This window comes from Kribbella pittospori (assembly GCF_004331465.1).
GTDB classification, from domain to species: Bacteria; Actinomycetota; Actinomycetes; order Propionibacteriales; family Kribbellaceae; genus Kribbella; species Kribbella pittospori.
On the sequence record NZ_SJKB01000009.1, the window covers coordinates 127,551 to 146,398 of the forward strand.

Consider the following 18,848-nt stretch of genomic DNA (forward strand, 5'->3'; position numbering starts at 1 on the left):
GCCACTTTCGTGTCCAGGATCTTCGCCTGCTCGCGACTGTACGCGGCTGACAGGCGCAACAATGTCACGACTCAGGACACCAGGTTCGTCAGGGTCTCGATCACCCGATCGACGTCGGCATCGGTCAGGTCCGGATACATCGGCAGTGAGATCTCCTCGCGGTAGTACTGTTCCGCATTCGGGCACATGCCGCGTTCGTAGCCGGCGTTGGCGAACACCGGGTGCCAGTACACCGGGATGTAGTTGACCTGGACGCCGATGCCGGCGGCCCGCAGTCCCTCGAAGATCTCGCGGCGGCGGCCGCCGACGATCCGGACCGGATACAGATGCCAGGCCGGGTCGACGTAGTCGCGCTGAGCCGGGATCCGGACACCGTCGACAAGCTCGAGCGCCTCGTTGTAGCGCGCGGTGATCTCGCGGCGCCGCTTCGTGAAGTCGGCCAGCCGCTTCAACTGGGACAGACCGAGCGCGCAGGCGATGTCGGTGAGTCGGTAGTTCACCCCGAACTCGTGCACCTCCTGATGCCACGGGCCCTCGTCGGTGATCTGGAACCGGGCCGGGTCGCGGACCAGGCCGATGAAGTGGAACTCGTGCACCCGCTGAGCGACGGCCGGGTCCTTGGCGACGACCGCGCCACCCTCACCGGTGGTCAGGTTCTTCGTCGGGAAGAACGACATCGTGGTGACGTCGGCCAGATCGCCGACCGGGCGGCCCTTGTAGAACCCGCCGACCGAGTGCGCGGCGTCGCCCAGCGTCTTCGCGCCGACCCCGTCCGCGATCGCCTGCAGCGCGTCGTAGTCGGCCGCATGGCCCGCGTAGTCGACGGCCGCGATCACCTTGGTGCGGTCGGTGACGACCGCTTCGACGGCCGCGGGGTCGAGCAGCGCGGTATCCGCCTCGACATCGGCGAAGACGACCTTGGCGCCCATGATCGCGGCGCAGGACGCGGTCGCGACGAAGGTCATCGGCGTGGTCACGACCTCGTCGCCGGGGCCGATCCCGAGTCCGGCGTACGCCATGTGCAGCGCCGCCGTGCCGGACGTGCAGCTGACCGCGCGGTGTCCGCCGGCGAGCTCCGAGACCGCGTTCTCGAACGCAGTGACGGTCGGGCCGGTGGTCAGCCAGTCACCGCGCAGGACCGCGACGACGGCCTCGACGTCCTCGTCCGAGATGGACTGGCGGCCGTAGGGGAGCATCAGACGTCGCTCTCGAGGATCTTGGTGATCTCCTCGATCGAGTACCACTCGTCGTTGTTGTCCGAGGTGTAGTGGAAGCCCTCGGCGACCGGGATGCCGTGGGCCGGCGGGCTGTAACCCCAGGTTGCCAGGTCCGGCTGCAGGACATAACGCTCGCCGATCGCGAGCGCGCGGCGGCCTTCCTCCGGGCTGATCATCTCCTCGTGCAGCTTCTCGCCGGGCCGCAGGCCCACGTCGTGCAGCGCGGCGCCGGGCGCGATCGCCTGGGCCAGGTCGGTGATCTTCATCGACGGGATCCGCGGCACGTACAGCTCGCCGCCCTGCATCAGCTCGAAGGAGTCGACCACGAACCGGACGGCCTGCGGCAGCGTGATCAGGAACCGGGTGCAGCGCAGGTCGGTGATAGGCAGCGACTTGCCCTCGGCGTGCAGCGCCTTGAACTTCGGGATGATCGAGCCCCGGCTGCCGATGACGTTGCCGTACCGGACCACGCTGAAGCGGGTGTCGTACGCCGCGGCGTAGTGGTTGCCGGTGATGAACAGCTTGTCGGCGGTCAGCTTGGTCGCGCCGTACAGGTTGATCGGGCTGGACGCCTTGTCGGTGGACAGCGCGACAACCTTCTTCACCCCGGTGTCGATGCTGGACTCGATCACGTTCTGTGAGCCGATCACATTCGTCTTCACGTACTCCCACGGGTTGTACTCCGCGGTGTCGACCTGCTTCAGCGCGGCCGCGTGCACGACGTAGTCGACCTTGTGCATGGCCCGGTCCAGCCGGTCCTTGTCGCGGATGTCGCCGATGAAGAACCGCAGCCGGGGATCGTCGCCGAAAAGGTGACGGACCTCCCACTGCTTCAGCTCGTCCCGGCTGAACACGATGATCCGGCGCGGGTCGAGATTGTCCAATGCGTAGCGGATGAACGCCTTACCGAAGGAGCCGGTACCTCCAGTGACGAGGATGTCGGAGCCGGTCAGGATAGACACGTCGTTGGGACCCTTCTTCAGGCCAGTTCGGGTCGGGGCGCACGGAGCGCAAGTCCGTACGATAGCTGCCCAACCAGCAGGAGCCTCAATCAGTACCCGGTCTGGGCGATGACCCCGGCCGGATCCTGCCGCCGGGCGCGGACCAGCACCGAGACGCCGGGAAGCTTGCCGACAGGCAAATACCGTTCAGCGGCAATGACCGCGCTGAGTCCGAGGTTGACGAGCGGGGACAGGTCCTCCAGGTCACTGCCCGTGCTCCTCTTCCGCCGCCAGGCCGCCACCGGCCGGAGCAGAACGTTCCACGACCTGACCTCCTCGATCCGCAGGCCGGCCGATGAGAGCAAGCTCAGCAGACCCTCCCGGTCGTACCGGCGGAAATGCCCGACGGCGGTGTCGTGCTCGCTCCACAGTTCCATGTCGCACGGTACGGCGACCAAGGCGGTGCCACCGGGCCGAAGGACCCGGGCGATCTCGCGGACCGCGGACTTGTCGTCCTCGATGTGCTCCAGCACGTCGTACGCGACGACGAGGTCCATCGCCTCGTCGGCCATGGGCAGCGCGACCGCGTCTCCACGGATCACCGGGAGACCGCGCCCGTGCGCGACTCCCGCTCCCTCCTCGCCGTACTCCAGCGCCGTGGCGTCCCATCCCCGGCCACGCAGCACCCTGGTGTTCCCGCCGCCGGCTGCGCCGATGTCGAGCGCCCGGCCCGGCTTCTCGCCGGTCCTCACGAGCGCGTCGAGCGACCGGGCGAGCACTCTGCGTCGCTCGCGGTACCACCAGTGCTGGTCCTCGAGTGCGGCGAGCTTGCGGACCTCCGCTGCCTCCATAGCCAAAGCTTGGGGTCTGACGAGGGCCAACGCCAGCGCTTTGAGCAATCACGTGAACGTTTCGGCCCGCCGCACGGCGGTCAGCGAGTACCGAGCTCGTAGATCTTGACCTCGCCGTCCTGGTAGCGCAGCACCGCCAGCTCATCCAACTTCGTGGACACCGGTCCCTCCCGCCGGTCAGCGTAGATCCAGCGTGCGCCGTACTGCCGTTGGGCCTGCTTCAGCACCTCTGCGGTCGGCGCCGTCAGGACCTGAAGGGAGAGCTGGACGCGATCCGGCCACGGCGACGGCTGGACCCTGTACATCCTGCCGTCGGCACCGTTGGTGGCCAAAGCCTGCTGGGTGTAGGCCCAGCCCTCCATCACGGTTCGGCGCCCCGCCATCCCGCTGACGAGATACCCCCGCGCATCGCAACCAGGCTCCCGAGGACCGGCTGACAGGCACCAACTGCCGGTGACCACCACGTCCGACGGCGCCGAGTGCGCCTCGAGCCACAGCGCGGCCGCCTGCTCGTCCGGATGCACCAGGCTGCTCGCCGCACGGTAGGTACCGTCCGTCCGGACGGCGACGTACGAGTCCCTGGCCAGGCGTACGACGGACAGCGCTGTCACCACGAGGACGAGCACGGCGAGGCCGAGTCCACGGTGTCCCGGCCGGCGGCGCCTCATCAGCAACCAGCCGGCGGCCAGCAGCGCCGTCAGCACGGCGGTAACCAGCAGTGGCCGTACGAGTGCATCGACCTGAGCCGCTCTGGAAGCTCCCTGCCGGAGGGCTGCCGGTTGCGTGACCTCGTAGAACACAACGCCGAGCACCAGTGCGGACACACTGACCAGTACGAGGGTGCGGCGGCTGCGGCCTTCGAAGGCGACCGCCACCAGCCAAGCCGCAGCGGCGGCTGCGAACGGCACGACGCTGCGGAGAAAGTACTGCTGGCCCCCCGAGGGGTGACTGACCAGCAGCATGCCGGCCCAGGCACCCGTGAGGGCTCCGGCCAGCAGCCAGGCGACCGGATCGCGCCTGGTCGACCGAACCAGAAGCAGGGCGAAACCGGTGAGCAGCCCGGCGTACGACACCAGGATCAGTCCGAGCATGACCGCAACTCCGGCGATCGCCGTCGAGTCGCCAGAGGTCAGCGACGGCAGCAGCAGGCCGCCGGTGCCCGGCAAGGACTGGTCGTCGGTGATCCCGCGGTAGTCCGCCCGGAACCTGGCGATGGCCAGGAACTGGAACCCTGATCCACTGGTGCTGCCGGCGATGAAGCGCAAGGTGCCGAGCATGGCGAGCATCAGGATCAGGCCCGCGCCGGTCGAACGCCACAGCAGCTTCCGGTCCCGGATCAGGACGAACAGCGCGGCCAGTCCGACGCCGCCGATCAGGAGGGGCAAGGTCGACGGTTTCGATCCACCGGCGATGACCGCCAACGCCGCAGCGAGCACCCAGGCGCCTCGGCCGCCGCTGCGACGGAACAGGGCGTCGACGAGGAAGATCGCCGCCGCGGTTCCGGTGACGAGGCTGAAGGTCGTGGAAGGGCTGAGCAGACTCGCGGATCCGGTAGGCACGACGATCAGTGCAGCCAGCACTCCGGTCCACCACACCTTGCTGACCTGCCGGGCCAGGGACGCGCACACGAGCAGCACGACAACCGCCTGCGGCAGCAGCCAGAGCCGGAAGTACACCAAGGCGGGCGAGAGTCGAGTGATGTCCGCCGCGCCGGCCATGTCGGCGTTGGCGAACCAGTGGTACTGCAGCGGTTCACCGGCCACCTGCGGCAATTGCGGCGGCACCGACCGCATCAGCTCGTTCACCATCGACAGGTGGAACAGCAGGTCCTGGTAATAGGACGTTCCGTCCGGCGGCGGCTTGTGGTCGGACAGTGAAGTGAAGGTGACGAAGGCGACCAGCAAGGTCGCGCAGCTCGCCAGACCCCAGGACCATGCCACCGGCAGCGGAGCCGGCGTCGCGATCCGCCAGCACTGCCGCAGCCGAGGCAGTACCGCGAAGACGGCCAGGACGAGCATCGGCCAGACGACCAGCCAGGTTTGCTGCCCCAGAGCCGTGAAGATCGCCCAGCCCAGCAATTGGTGGGCCATTCCGACCGCTGCACCCAAGCCGACGTCCTCGGCCCAGTTGCCGCTGCTTCGCCACGCGGCCCGCAGCAGCAGTACGCCGGGCAGGACGACGCAGCAGCCGAAATAGACCAAGTAGGCGAGCACGGCCGCCAAGCGCACGTCGATCACAAGCAGCCCGCCGATGCCGGCCACCACCGGAAGCAACCAAGGAACCATCCGTCCGACGATCGCCGGACCGGGCGAGCCAGGACCCGTGACAACGGGCGGTTCCGGTGGGGGGATCGCCGTCGTGCCTGATTGTGCGGTGGTCACTGGCTTAGTTCAGCACGGTTGCCTCGCCCCCGGCGGTTCGCCGGCGAGGGCTCGCCTGGGCGGCCGGGTTGCGCCCGGGTGACCGCGTGCCCCGCCGTAGTTGGTATAACTCTGTGGTGACAGCCCCGATCCAGGTTCAAAAAAGTCTCACGGACACTGCGGAGTTTCCGCAGTTCTGCACGACTGCCCTCGAGTTCTGGCAACGGAACCTGCTGCCCGGTGGCGAGCGGGTGATCCTGGTCGAAGCGATGAGCCAGGACATCCGCGTCACCTTGCGAAACCTCACGGTTGCGAACGCTCTGCGGCGGTTCATTCCGGCCAAGCTGGTCGTCTTCACCGGCGCGGACGACGACTGGAACGAGATCCTCTGGACGTTCTTCGACTCCGGTGTGCTGTCGGCGATCTCGCGCGCGTACGGCGCGGTCGACGTGATCGACATCCACGACCTGGTGGACAGCCGGATCGCCGATCGCGTGCCTGGCGATCTGCACGTTGCCGGGAAGGACCTGCCGGTTGCCGGGTCGGGCATCGAGCCGGCCGTGCTGGACGAGATCGTCCGCGCGACGCTCAGCCGGGTGCTCAAGATTCCGCAGGTGACCGACGAGATTCGCGCCGGCGCGAAGTACGCCGAGGTCCGGCAGCGGAGCGAGCAGTTCTCGAACATCTACGATGCCCTCTTCACCGGCCTCGACCCGGTCGCCCTGGTGACCAGCCACGTCGACTACAACCATTGGGGGCTGGCGGTCGAGACGGCCACCCGGTTCAACGTACCGACGGTGCACGTCCAGAGCACGGGCACCCTCAAGGCGTATGCGCTCTTCCCCGAGAAGCGGCGCGGTGCGGCAACCTTCCGGGCCGAGCTCACCCATCAGATCGGGGAGTTCTTCGAGCAGTACGTCTGGTCGAACCGGGACAGGTTGCGGTCCAGCGCCGAGCTGAGCGCCTGGCGGGTGAAGGGCGACTGGGGGAGGCCGGCGTGGTGGCGTGGTGGCGCGATGGCGGCGATCGAGTTGCAAACCCCCGAGGATCGGCTGTCGCTTCGTGAGCACGCCCTGGCGAGGTTCGGCTTCGATCCCGACAAGCCGGTGGTCGCGGTGTTCAACCACGCGATTTCCGACGCGCCCCGGACGAACGTCGAGATCTTCGACGACCTCGCCGCCTGGTACGAGGCGACGGCGGAGTACGCGACCAAGCGTGCGGACGTGAACTGGCTGTTCCTCGACCACCCGAATCAGGGCCTGTACGACTCGACCGGTTTCTTCGACAGCCTGAAGGAGCGGCTCGCCGGCTCACCGCTGGCCTTCCTGCCCAGCCTCGAGCTGAGCAAGAACGTGATGTGGAGCCTGGTCGACCTCGGCGTCACGGTCCGAGGCAGCATCAGTAACGAGTTGCCCGCGTTCGGAATCCCGGCGATCCAGGCGGGCTGGTCGGAGTGGAGCCAGTGCGGGTTCACGATCGTGGCCGACGACGCCGGCGACTACTGGAAGCGGCTGGACGAATCGATCGAGAGCCTGCTGGCCGGGCGCCCGCTGATCACCGAGGAGCAGATCGAGCGCGCCCGGCTCTGGGCGTGGTTCTACCGCAGCGGAGCGGATGTCTCGACCCAACTGGTACAGCCCTGGGAGATGGGCCGGAGCGAGCAGTTGCTGCGCGCGGTCAGGGTGTCGATGCGGCATGTCGAGGCAGACGCCGACCCGGCGTTCACCGCAGTCCGCCGGATGTGGGCCCGTAAGGATCCTTTCCTGACCCGTATCGACATGACGTTGCCGGCCGAGGAGTTCGCCCTGGCGCTGGGGGGAGTGAGCGAGCTGTGACCAGAACTTTCACGACGCCGCACTTCCAGACCGCGTACGACCGGATGATCGAGCCGCTCGCGCTGCCAGGCGAACTCCGCTCCGGTGCGGCCCCCGAGCTGACCACTGTCGACCAGATGGTCCGCGGTAATGCCGTGATCGGCCGTTTCATCGCCTCGCCGGCACTGCTCGGCGTCAAGGTCCGGCCGACCGGCCGTCCGGTCCGGGTCACCGCGCACTTCCGCTTCGACAGCATGTCGCTGGGCTGGTGGGAACAACGCGTCACGACGCCAGGGCCGGTCCGTGGTGCCGGTGCGCCTCGGCTGGTGCTGGTCCGTTCGCAGGGCAAGACCCGCGGCGCCGCGCTGCTGATCCGGCCGGCAGTGGATTTCCACAGAGCGGCGACCGGGGTCGTCTGCTTCGATCTGCAGCCGGAGGAGTTGACTGCGGAGGGACTGTTCGTCTTCGAGATGATCAGCATCGACACGGGCCGGCCGGCGTGGGCATCCGCCGTGCCTGCCGGTTCGGTCGGCATCATGATGGACCTGATCGATTTCGCCGAGGTGGAAGGCGATCGCGAGATCGGCCTGGTCTCCACCGGCACCCTGCCGCCCGACCCGGGGAACGGCAGACTGACGCTCGGCGCGGGGTACTTCGTGGCCAATCCGGGCGACCGCGACGAGCCACGGCGCTGGATCGCTCACGCGACTCTGGTGGATCCGGTGCTGCCGGGGCCCCGGACCAAGTTCGCGCCGCTCGTCGACCCGGTGGGCGAGCCGATCGACAGCTGGCCGAGCACGTCGCTCGACGCCAAGCAGAGGCTCAAACGCGGGGCCAGACGTGCCGCCCGCTGGGTCGTGCCGGTTGCCGCCGTTCCGGCTGCGCGCACAGCGCGCCGGCGGGTGGCAGGTCTCAAGCGCAGGCTTCGACGAGCCGCCAAGCGGCGGTTGTCCGCCCGCTCCATGTCCTGGGTGAGCGCTTCCCTTTCGGTTCCGCGAGCCTTGGCGCGCAACCCCCTCGCCGATGTGATGGTCGACCTGGTCAGCAGGAACCTCGTGCAGGTGGAGCTGGCCGGGATCGGAGCCGGTGCGACGCCCGGCGTGCAGGTGCGGGCACGTCCGGGAGCTGAGATCGAGATCGTCACCGATGGTCCACTGAGAGTCCCGGCCCTGGTCCGGCTGTCGATCGACCCGTCGAGCCTGCGCGGGGTGCCAGGCGTCGACGACAAAACAGTGCGCTGGGATCTCGTCGAGACCGAGTCCTGATGGTCGCCGAGTACCGGCCGCGACTCACTGGCGACGGGGATCAGAACGGTGCGCTGCTCCGAGGCCTGCTGAGTGGCTCCGAACCCGGCCGCGTGGTCCTTCCGACCGGGTCCTACCCGATCAGCGGAGGGCTGGTACTCACCGATTCCTGGTGCCTCTGCGGCTCCGGTACGACGTTGTGGCGGGCGGAGGCCGAGGAATCGCCGCTGATCCATGTTCTCGGATCGGGCGTTTCGGTCACCGACCTGACCCTCGAGCTCCCGGACGCCACGCCTGGTCCGCACGACGGGGCGGAATGGACCGCCATCACGATCGGCCGGTACTTCTACACCGAGAAGCCGGAGTGGATCGAACGGATCACCGTGGAACGGGTGGTGATCCGTCGTGCCGGCCGGTGTCCGGCGAACAACATCACGCTGATCGGCGCTGTCCGGGACGTGCGATGCGCGGACCTCGAGGTGCACGGGGGCGGCACCGCCATCATGGCGCACTGGGGTGCCGTCGGCGCGGCCGTGAACGACATCACCGGACACTCGCTGCACCCGCACCACTTTCAGGTGGAAGGCCTGCGGGTGCACGACGCCTTCGAGGCGTTCTGTCTCAGCTCGGTACACGATGTCGAGGTGCGCGACGTGCGGTGCGAGCGGGTCGAGATCGGATTCCGGTTGTTGCCCGGGGACAACACCGACCGGTACCACGAGAAGGGTGCCGGCTCGGGCATCAACGAACGCCTGTCGATCCGCGGCTGTGACATCGGCTGGTGCGGCGACCTCTACGCCATCCGGGTCGCGGGCTGGGGCCGGAGCGAGGTCGACGGCACCGTCACCACTCGTGCGTACACCGACCTCGTCCTGCGCGACGTGACAGTCCGGACGCTGCCGCTCGTGGTCAACGGCCGCCCGCCCCGGGAAGGACGCCGCCCGATCGTCGTCGAGGACGCCGGCCTGGTGGATCTCGACCACGTCCGTGTGCTGTCCGACCAGACCATTGCCCACGAAGACCACGTGCACGGCGCGCCCGGCGGACCTGATACGGCCCGGGGGTGACCGTGCGCGTCGGCGTCAGGTGTGATGTTGGCCCCCAGCGGGGGATCGGGCATGTGATGCGGAGTCTGGCGCTGGCGGAGGAGCTGGGCGCACGCGGGGCGGAGCTTGTCTTCGTCTGCGACAGCCACACGGTGCCGTGGGCGGACGAGCAGATCCGGAGACGGGGGATCCAGGTCGAACCGGCGGTCCGGTCGCCACAGGAGCACCTCGACCTCTTCGCGCGGTTGCGACTCGACGCCGTGGTGTTCGACTCCTACGACCTGGACGCCGAGGTGTTCACCGCCGTCCGCAAGTCCGGTCTGCCGACCCTCGCGATCGTCGACGGCGACCTGCGCGGCGCCGAGGCGGACGTCTTCGTCGACCAGAACCTGGGAGCCGAACTGGACCGCCCGCTTCTGCCGGAGGCCTCCACCCGGCTCGCCGGCCTCGACTACGTCCTGCTGCGCAACGAGATTCTCCAGCTCCGCGCCGCCGCGCCGCCGCAGCCGCGCGAGCACGGGGTTCCCAAGGTGTTCGCATTCTTCGGCGGGACCGACGCGTTCGGCGCCGGCCCGCACGTCGTCCGTGCGCTCGCAATGAGCGGCGTTCCGTTCGAGGGGCTAGTGGTCGCGCCGGATGACGACCTCGCCGACGCGATCCGCACGGTGGCCCTGGCACCAGGCCAGCACGTCGAGGTGATCGGGCCGACGTCCGAGCTGGCCAAGGCCGTGGTCGCGTCGGACCTCGTGCTCAGCGCCTCGGGGACCTCGACCTGGGAGCTGTTGTGTCTCGGGGCCACCGCGGGGCTGGTCTGCGTCGTCGACAACCAGGTGATGGGTTACGAACGAACGGTTGCCACCGGCGCCGCGATCGACGTCGGCGTCCTGTCCGACCTCAAGGTCGACCCGTCAGCCGCTGCCGCGGTACTCCGCCGGCTGCTGCTGGACCCCGTGGAACGTGCCCGGGTAGCCGCCGTGGGGTGGAAGCTGGTCGACGGCCAGGGCCGGTCCCGGGTCGCCGACGCGTTCTTGCAGCTGATTTCGTAGATTGTCGCGCCCGGCGGCGCGCGCCTGTGCGCAGTGCGCCGCAGCTCCTAGCGGGTCTGGGCCTGCCACGGATTCGAATCCACCCATAACTTCTGACGGGTCACCTTCGTTGCCGCTTCGTAGAGTGCCTCGGGGGGCACATCGCGTAAACATGCAGTGAGGGGAGACTTGCCGGCGTGACGCCGCGACTGACCGTGGTGGTGCCCTTCTACAAAGTTGGTGAGTACATCGGCGACTGTCTGGACTCGATCGCCCGCCAGACCTGGACCGATTTCGAGGCGATCCTGGTCGACGACGGGTCACCCGACCACAGCGCCACGATCGCGAAGGAGTTCTGCGCCCGGGACAGCCGGTTCCGGATGATCGAGCAGGAGAACCAAGGGCTGGGCCCGGCCCGCAACACCGGCGTACGGCACGCGCAGGGCGAGTACCTCACCTTCGTCGACAGCGACGACCTGGTGTCCCGGCACGGCTTCGAGAAGCTGATTCGCACCCTCGACAAGACCGGGTCCTCCTTCGCCGGCGGGAACGCGCGCCGGTTCAACAACACCTCCGGCGTCCGGCCGTCCTGGATCCATCGGCTGCCGTTCGCGCAGAACCGGATCGCCACCCATGTGACCGAAACCGCGGACCTGGTCCTGGACCGGATGGTCTGGAACAAGGTGTATCGGCGGTCGTTCTGGGACGAGTACGGCTACGACTTCCCGGCGATCCGGTACGAGGACTACCCGGTGACGCTGAAGGCGCACCTGGATGCCGTGACCGTCGACGCGCTGGCCGTGCCGGTCTACTACTGGCGCGAACGTGAGTCCGGCGAGTCGATCACCCAGCAGAAGTTCCAGCTCGGCAACCTCGAGGACCGGGTCCGCTCCGCCGAGCTGGTGATGGACCTGGTCGAGGGGCAGCAGAGCCTGCGCGAGGTGCGTCGCCGCGTGCACGCGCACTTCACCCAGATCGACCTGCTGACGCTGATGATGGCGTTCGGCGCGGCGCCACCGGAGGAAGAGGAGAACCTGCTCAAGCTCGCCCGGCGGCTGATGGACCGGCTGGACGACTCCGAGCTGGTGGGAGCGCACGGCTACGACCGGATCCAGCATTCCGCGCTCGAGGCGGGCGACGTCGACCTGCTCCGTCGGCTGGCCCGGTTCCGCGGCGACGGCGGCCTGCGCGGGGGAGCCCGCGCGCTGCCCCGGCGTGGCCGCCCCTGGCTGCTCGAGCACAACTACCCCGGTGTGCAGGACCAGCGGAGCTCGGTGCCGAAGGAGCTGTACCGGCTGCCGAAGAAGGAGCTGTCGCTGGCCACCAGTGTCCAGCACGTCGCCTGGCTCGAGGACGGCTCGCTGTCGGTCAAAGGCACGGCGGAGATCCGGCACCTGGAGATCAAGGCGTCGTCCAGCCTGCGGATCGCGCTGGTCGTCGCCGGTGTGGAGACAGAGCTCGCGGTCCGCCGGTTCGAGGCGATCGACACCCACGGCGACCCAGCCCTGGCCGGATTCGAGGCACGGATCGACAAGGCGCTGCTGGCGACGCTGAAGCAGGCCGCGGCGCCGGCGCACTTCGTGGTCCGGCTGTGGTCCGGCCGGCTGCGCCGGCACGGCAAGCTCGGCGGCCTGCGGCCCGGCAGTCCCGCCTGGGCGCCAGGGGCGTGGATCGACGCGACGAGCTGGGTGCAGCCCGGCCAGGGCGCCGACGGTGCGTTCGTGCTCCGCACGATGGTTGACTGCTGCCGGCTCACCGCCGCCGAGCACACCGCCGACGCGTTGGTGCTGCGGGGCCGGGTGCCGGCCGAGCTCGACGAGCCGAAGCTGCGGATCAGTCGCCCGCTGGCCGATCAGGACACGGTTCTGCCGGTCACGCTGAGCGGCGACGGACGGGACTTCGCGGTGCGGATCCCGATCCAGTCGATCATCGAGGATGCCAATCCCGACGACCCGTTCACCCAGCGCACCATCCGGGCCTTCCGGCTGATCGGTGTCGACGGCGAGGAGCGGCTGCTGTTGTGGACCGCCCGTCCGCGGGCGATCCACCACCTCGAGCAGGACCGGTTGGTCACGCTGACCCGGTCCGTGGGTGGCTACGTGAACCTGCACGAAGCGCCGCTGCGACTACCCGCCGAGGACGCCGAGATTGTTGCTGGCAGCAATGGTAAGGAGCTGCGCATCAGCGGCCCGGCGCTGGACGGCGACGGCTACGAGTTCCATTGGCGGCGCTATCTGGACGACTCCGACGACCATCTCGACGTGCAGTGCCGGCCGGCCGAGCAGGACGGCCGCTGGACCGCCGCGGTGACGCTGTCCGAGCTGATTCCGGAGAACGCGGTCGCCAACGCCACCGATCCGCTGGCCAGCCTGGCGGACTGGATCCTCTTCGCGGCCTCGCCGGACGGGTCGGCGCGCGCCGTGCAGTGCGAGCCGTTCCTGTCCAGCCGGCTGCCGATCGACGCGGAGCAGGACGGCCACATCGCGGCGCTGCGTCCGCACGCGGGGACCCTTCACCTCGAGGTTCGCTGATGCACCACCACAACCACTACTACGGCCAGGCGCACATCCTCGCCCGATATGCCGGTCTGGACGACGAGTACCCACCGCGGCTGCGCGGCTACCTCCAGCACGGCTGGAACATCGGCGACGGCTGGAACCCGGTACACGAGTTCTACGACGGCGCCTTCCGGTTCACCTGGAGCGACGCCCCGCGCCGCCGTGGCCACGCGCTCGGCCGGCGGAACTACCACAGCATCGGTGCGCCGTTCCTGTATCTCCTGGACATGGAGCCCGAGCCGGTTGTGGTGCCGCAGGACAAGCGCGAGGGCACCCTGTGGTTCCTCTTCCACGGCTGGGAGGGCGGCAAGATCCGGGGCGACCACAAGGGGCTGATCGACGAGATCCGCGAGACGGAGACCGGTCCGGTCACCTTCAGCCTGTACTACACCGAGTACGAGCGGCCGGAGATCCGCAGGTTCTATGAGGACGCCGGCTTCCGGGTGGTCTCGTTCGGCCGCCGAGGCTTCTCCTACGAGGGCACCGATCCGAAGTTCCTCTACAAGCAGTTGGCCGAGTTGCGCAAGCACAAGCGGGTGGCCGCGAACCGGCTGTCCACCGCGATCTTCTACGGCATCGCGGCCGGCTGCGATGCGGCCGTGTACGGCGACCCGATGGCGATGGAGGGCGAGAACCCGCTGTTCGGCGGTGACAACCGGATCGCGCGGCTGTGGCCGGAGATGCTCGGCAAGGAACTCGACCTGGAGGCCGCTCGGGCGACCACCGATCTGGAGCTCGGGGTGCCGTGGATGATGCCGCCCCAGGAGATGCGAATGCTGTTCGATTGGAGAGAGCGTGTCTGAGAACCAGTTGGCCGTCGAAGTGGTCCGCGGCGAGATGCAGCCGTGGAGCGACTACTCCGGAAAGCGGAAGGCCGTTGGCGGGCTGGTTCTGCGCACACTGCTGACTGACGTGCTGCTCGACGCACGCACACTCGTCCTCGGCCCGCACGGCGCCGACCTGATCGAAGCCGTGCTGGCCAGGTCCGGACCGACGACCCTGCTGGTCCGCTCGGTATCCGACGCGGGCGAGCTGAGTGAGAAGTTCGGTGACCGGCTCCAGGTCATCGCGGGTGCGCTCGACGGCCTGATCGCAGCCGGTGTCCCGACGTACGACGTGATCGTGGCGGCCGACGGGCTCGACCGGGTACTCGGCTACGACAGCGACGACCTGAGCTGGCAGCAGCGGCTGGACGCGCTCGCCGCCGTGATGTCGCCGCAGGGCGTGCTGGTACTGGGTCTCGAGAACGAGTTCTCGCTGGTGAACCTGCTCGACCGTCGCCCTGCCGATCAGCGGCACGCTGACGACGAGTGGCGTCCGCTGCACGACGACCCGTCCCGGCCGGTCTCCGTCGCGCAACTCGCCGAGTCGCTCGAGCGGGTCGGGCTCGGCACGGATGTCGCGGCGTACGCGGCCTTCTCGGTGGATGAGACCCCGTCGGCACTGATCGCGGCCGACGTCGCCGCGGCCGCTCGCCCAGGTCAGCTGCCTACGCGGATCGCGGTCGAGGCGCTCGAGGCGTCAGCCGCCGTCGTACCGCTGCTCGCGCCGGTGGCCGAGGGTGCGGAGGCGGCCGCGCGCGCCGGTCTGCTGGCATCGACCGCGGGTGGGTGGATCGCAGTGGCGGGCGCGGCGCCGAAGCACGCCGTGTACGCGCAGACGCCGGGGCAGGAAGCCCTGCTGACCGCCGATCCCGAAAGCGATGGTTGGTCCGTCAGCGTCACCGGCGGTGGTGCGGAGATCGCCGGTGTGATCTTCGACGCGTCCGCGGTGCCGGCCAGGGTGCCGGGTGGGGTCACCGTCGAGACGCAACTGATTCGGCTGGCCGCCGCCGAGGACGTCCCGAGCTTCCGCGACCTGGCCGCACGGCTCGGCGACTGGGCCCGGTCACAGACCGATTCGCGGGTGCTGCTGCGCTGGGACGACGTGGTCGTCGACGGCGAAAGCTTCGGGTTCGGGATCTCCGCCTGGACGACCGCCGCCGAGGAGACCGGCAAAGACCGGCTGGCCGCCGCGTGGTCCCGGTTCCACGATCGGCTGATCGGCGGCCACCGCCGGCACCCGTGGCCACCGTGGGTGGTCGGCGACGACCTGGTCGCCGCCTGGGTGGCGATGTCCGGTATCGAACCGGTCGGGCCAACGCCGGCCACCGGCCCGGACACGCCGCCGGCCTCCGTCGAGTATGTTGCCCGCGGCAAGGAGTTGGCCGGCGCGCTGGCCGCCGCGGTGGGCATCCCGGCCGACGCGTCGCAGACGCCGGACGTCCGCACGGCGCTCGCGGCGGCCGAGCGGGCCGCGCACGAGGTCTACGAGCTGAAGGGTCAGATCTTCGGCCTGGAACGTACGCTCAATTTCCGGGACAAGGCACTGAAGACTCGGGAGACCCGGATCCGCGAGCTGCGCATCCAGGTACAGGCGGTGAACGCCGAGCACGCCAGGCTGCGGAAGTCCCGCGCGTACGCCGCGGTCAAGCTGGTTCGCAACGTCGCGCAGATCCGCAATCCGCGGACGTTCGCCGGCAAGGTGAAGCGCCAACTGAAGAACAAGCTGGGCACGGCGTGAATGCTCAGAGGATGTCCCAGGTGAGCGGGGTGCCCTCCGGTGCGTCGACGCGGAACTCACGGCCCTCGACCGAGCCGAAGGCGTCCGGCGGCAGGCCGCCGGCCGGTCGCACCGAGCGGACGTTGTCGACGGCAACCCGCTCGCCGGCCTTGACGTCCCGGGTGACGTAGAGCGACCGGCGGAAGCGGAGGACGTTCTGCTCGGCCTGCTTCGGACCGATGATCGGTTCGCCGAGCGCCAGCTGGGCGACGCGGGTGTTCTCGACGAGCGCCTCCAGCTCACCCGGCTCGAGGGAGAAGGCGGAATCGACGCCGCCGTCGGCGCGCTTGAGGGTGACGTGCTTCTCGATGACGGTGGCACCGAGCGCGACTGCGGCGATGGCGGCGCCGATGCCCATGGTGTGGTCGGAGAGACCGACCTGTACGCCGAGGGCGTCGCGCAGGACCGGAATCGCGCGCAGGTTGGACTGCTCGGGCGGAGCCGGGTAGCTCGCTGTACACGACAGGACGATGATCTGCTCGTTGCCGGTGGAGCGGGCCGCGCGGACCGCGGCGTCGATGTCGGTGAGCGTCGCCGAGCCGGTGGAGATGATGATCGGCTTGCCGGTCTCCGCCATCCCGCGGACCAGCGGCAGGTCGCCGATCTCGTTCGAGGCGACCTTGTACGCCGGGACGTTCAGCTTCTCCAGGAAGTCGATCGCGGTCCGGTCGAAGGCCGACGAGAACGCCACCATGCCCAGCGACGTCGCCAGGTCGAAGATCGGCTCGTGCCAGGCCCACGGTGTGTGTGCCTCGTCGTAGAGGTCGTACAGCCGCGCGTCACTCCACAGCTCATGCTCCGACGGCAGCCGGAACGCCGGCAGGTCGACGTCGAGCGTCATCGTGTCCGCCGTGTACGTCTGCAGCTTCAGCGCCTGCGCGCCCGACTCCGCCACCGCCCTGACGATGTCCTTCGCCCGCTCGAGATCACCGTTGTGGTTCCCGGACATCTCCGCGATGACGAACGGCTGGTGGTCCGGCCCGACCGGCACTCCGCCGATCTCGATGGTGGTGTTCATGACGTCCTCTGGTGTCGTCGGTCCTGCTTGCGCAGGCTGATCGGAATCACGGTGACCTCGCGACCGTCTGCGGACCGGACCTCTGGCGTCCCCTCGGTGAAGCGAAACCGCCGGTTCATCTGCCGCACCACCGTATTGTGCTCCAGCACCTCGCCGGTGAGCACATCGAGGCCCAGGTCGTCGAACGCGTACGACGCCGCATCGCGCATCACCTCGATCCAGGCCGGCAGGGTCTCACCCCGCTCGGCCAGGCCGTCGGCGTCGAGGAAGAACCCCCAGGCGGCAGTGGATCCTTCGATGTCGAAGAAGTTCACCACACCGGCCGTCGTCCCGGCGCGCTCGTAGATCAGCACCCGGCGGCTCGGGTCGGCCGAGGTCTTCGCCCACCACGCAGCGTGTTCGTCCGCGGAGATCTCGTGCGAATTGATGCTGACCTCGCGGTTGGCCTGCTGGTTGCGGAGCCGGCGGATGGTGTCGAGGTCGTCCTGGGTCGCGGCGCGCAGCATGCACCCAACCTAGCGTCTTCTCTGGAGCGCCTTGATGTGTAAACATCTTTCCACTTCGTCCGGAGCGATAGTCGGAGAGTGACATGAGAGTCTGGCGAGTCATGGGTGTCCTCGGTGCCACGGCAGGGCTGCTGCTGAGCGGGTTGTCCGGTACGGCGTCAGCCGCGCCTGCGGCGTCCGCGGACGGGAGTCAATGCGTGGCGAACCCGGCCACGCCGCTCCGGCAGTTCCGCGCGAGCTGGGTCGCGTCGGTGGTCAACATCGACTGGCCGTCGAAGACCGGTCTGACCCCGGCACAGCAGCAGGCGGAGCTGATCGGCTGGTTCGACGACGCGGTCCGTCAGCACCACAACGCCGTCATACTGCAGGTCCGCCCGACCGCCGACGCCTTCTGGCCGTCCACGGTCGAGCCCTGGTCGCAGTACCTGACCGGCCATCAGGGCGGCGACCCCGGCTACGACCCGCTGGCCTTCGCCGTGGCCGAGGCGCACAAGCGGAACCTCGAGCTGCACGCCTGGTTCAACCCCTATCGGCTGTCGATGGGCACCGACATCAACGCGCTGGTGCCCGAGCACCCGGCGCGCCAGCACCCGGACTGGGTCGTCTCGTACGGCGGCAAGCTGTACTACAACCCCGGCATTCCGGCCGCCCGCAAGCTGGTCGAGGACGCGATCATGGACGCGGTCTCGCGCTACGACATCGACGGCGTCCACTTCGACGACTACTTCTACCCGTACCCGGTGGCGGGCCAGGTCTTCGACGACGCCGCGACGTTCGCGCAGTACGGCGCCGGCTTCTCCAACCTGCAGGACTGGCGGCGGAACAACATCGACCTGCTGATCCAGGAGCTGGGCCAGAAGATCAAGGCGATCAAGCCGTGGGTGAAGTTCGGCATCTCGCCGTTCGCGGTCTGGCGGAACAAGGCGACCGACCCGGAGGGCACCGACACCACCGCCGGCGTGCAGACGTACGACGACCTCGCGGCGGACACCCGGAAGTGGGTCCGCGAGGAGTGGATCGACTACATCGTCCCGCAGGTCTACTGGGCCGGTGGGTTCGCGCCGGCCGACTACAACAAGATCGTCCCGTGGTGGGCCGATCAGGTCCGCGGCACCCATGTGCATCTGTACATCGGCGAGGCGACGTACAAGGTCGGTACGTCGACCCAGTCGCCGGACTGGGCGGATCCGCTCGAGCTGAGTGACCACCTGGCGTTCGACAGTGCGATCCCCGAGGTGAAGGGCAACATCTACTTCTCCGCGAAGGACGTCCGCGCTGACCGGCTCGGGGCGACCACACTGCTCAACAACACCTGGTACACCCGTCCGGCGCTGATTCCGGCCATGCCGGCGCTCGACTCGCGTGCACCGCTCCCGGTCCATGCAGTCCAGGCCACACGGACGGGTAGCGGCGTACAGGTCAAGTGGGGCCGTACGTCGGGTGACACCACGTCGTACGCGATCTACCGGCGTGAGCTGCTGGGTGGCGACCACTGCCCGGACAACGACGCTCGCAACCTGATCGCCACGGTCCGGTCGAGCGGCGCAGAGCAGTCCTACCTGGACACGTCGGCGACGCCTGGCACGAAGTACCTGTACTCGGTCACCGCCCTGGACCGCCTCGCCAACCAGAGCGTGCCGATCCCGGCCGTGTCCCTGCGCTGACGG

General features: G+C 68.9%; 14 protein-coding genes. 8 read left to right on the forward strand and 6 right to left on the reverse strand.

All coding sequences use genetic code 11. The features are described from left to right. Positions 1-71 precede the first annotated feature (71 nt). The 4 genes from pseC to E0H73_RS27435 form a co-directional block, all read right to left on the reverse strand. On the reverse strand, positions 72-1,196 hold the full coding sequence (gene pseC / locus E0H73_RS27420; protein ID WP_131361463.1) for a UDP-4-amino-4,6-dideoxy-N-acetyl-beta-L-altrosamine transaminase: 1,125 nt from the start codon (positions 1,194-1,196) through the stop codon (positions 72-74). Beyond that, positions 1,196-2,179, reverse strand: coding sequence for a UDP-N-acetylglucosamine 4,6-dehydratase (inverting) (gene pseB, locus E0H73_RS27425; protein ID WP_131361464.1), 984 nt, complete (start codon positions 2,177-2,179; stop codon positions 1,196-1,198). The genes pseC and pseB overlap by 1 nt, the downstream gene beginning before the upstream one ends. An 89-nt stretch (positions 2,180-2,268) precedes the next feature. Then, the gene (locus E0H73_RS27430) at positions 2,269-3,009 is read right to left on the reverse strand and encodes a class I SAM-dependent methyltransferase (RefSeq protein WP_131361465.1); all 741 of its coding nucleotides are present in this window, start codon (positions 3,007-3,009) and stop codon (positions 2,269-2,271) included. A gap of 80 nt (positions 3,010-3,089) precedes the next feature. After that, positions 3,090-5,294: a hypothetical protein gene (locus E0H73_RS27435; protein WP_238164294.1), complete on the reverse strand. Its 2,205-nt coding sequence runs from the start codon at positions 5,292-5,294 to the stop codon at positions 3,090-3,092. A 212-nt stretch (positions 5,295-5,506) separates the two neighbouring features. Between E0H73_RS27435 and E0H73_RS27440 the strand changes: the two genes are divergently transcribed. The 7 genes from E0H73_RS27440 to E0H73_RS27470 all read left to right on the forward strand — a co-directional run bounded on the left by E0H73_RS27440 (position 5,507) and on the right by E0H73_RS27470 (position 15,618). Beyond that, complete coding sequence (locus E0H73_RS27440) at positions 5,507-7,204, forward strand: hypothetical protein (protein WP_238164295.1); 1,698 nt, start codon at positions 5,507-5,509, stop codon at positions 7,202-7,204. Beyond that, positions 7,201-8,448, forward strand: a complete 1,248-nt coding sequence (locus E0H73_RS27445; protein WP_131361466.1) for a hypothetical protein — start codon at positions 7,201-7,203, stop codon at positions 8,446-8,448. The genes E0H73_RS27440 and E0H73_RS27445 overlap by 4 nt, the downstream gene beginning before the upstream one ends. Further along, on the forward strand, positions 8,448-9,494 hold the full coding sequence (locus tag E0H73_RS27450) for a hypothetical protein (RefSeq protein WP_131361467.1): 1,047 nt from the start codon (positions 8,448-8,450) through the stop codon (positions 9,492-9,494). Before E0H73_RS27445 ends, E0H73_RS27450 begins: the two co-directional genes overlap by 1 nt. Before the next feature lie 56 nt (positions 9,495-9,550). Beyond that, entirely contained in the window at positions 9,551-10,519 is a 969-nt protein-coding gene (locus E0H73_RS27455; RefSeq protein WP_238164296.1) for a PseG/SpsG family protein, read from the forward strand. A gap of 176 nt (positions 10,520-10,695) precedes the next feature. Next, complete coding sequence (locus E0H73_RS27460) at positions 10,696-13,029, forward strand: glycosyltransferase family 2 protein (RefSeq protein WP_131361469.1); 2,334 nt, start codon at positions 10,696-10,698, stop codon at positions 13,027-13,029. Beyond that, positions 13,029-13,859 carry a hypothetical protein gene (locus E0H73_RS27465; RefSeq protein WP_131361470.1) on the forward strand — a complete coding sequence of 277 codons (831 nt, stop codon included), beginning with the start codon at positions 13,029-13,031 and terminating at the stop codon, positions 13,857-13,859. Before E0H73_RS27460 ends, E0H73_RS27465 begins: the two co-directional genes overlap by 1 nt. Then, positions 13,852-15,618 (forward strand): serine/threonine-protein kinase, encoded by a 1,767-nt coding sequence (locus E0H73_RS27470; RefSeq protein WP_131361471.1) that lies wholly within the window; start codon positions 13,852-13,854, stop codon positions 15,616-15,618. The genes E0H73_RS27465 and E0H73_RS27470 overlap by 8 nt, the downstream gene beginning before the upstream one ends. Positions 15,619-15,622: 4 nt before the next feature. On the opposite strand, the gene pseI is transcribed toward E0H73_RS27470, so the two are convergent. Continuing rightward, on the reverse strand, positions 15,623-16,675 hold the full coding sequence (gene pseI, locus E0H73_RS27475) for a pseudaminic acid synthase (protein ID WP_131361472.1): 1,053 nt from the start codon (positions 16,673-16,675) through the stop codon (positions 15,623-15,625). Further along, a complete protein-coding gene (locus E0H73_RS27480) occupies positions 16,672-17,181 on the reverse strand; it encodes a GNAT family N-acetyltransferase (RefSeq protein WP_131361473.1) in 510 nt (169 codons plus the stop codon). The genes pseI and E0H73_RS27480 overlap by 4 nt, the downstream gene beginning before the upstream one ends. An 83-nt stretch (positions 17,182-17,264) precedes the next feature. On the opposite strand from E0H73_RS27480, the gene E0H73_RS27485 reads away from it, so the two are divergent. After that, on the forward strand, positions 17,265-18,845 hold the full coding sequence (locus E0H73_RS27485) for a glycoside hydrolase family 10-like protein (RefSeq protein WP_131361474.1): 1,581 nt from the start codon (positions 17,265-17,267) through the stop codon (positions 18,843-18,845). Positions 18,846-18,848: the final 3 nt, after the last annotated feature.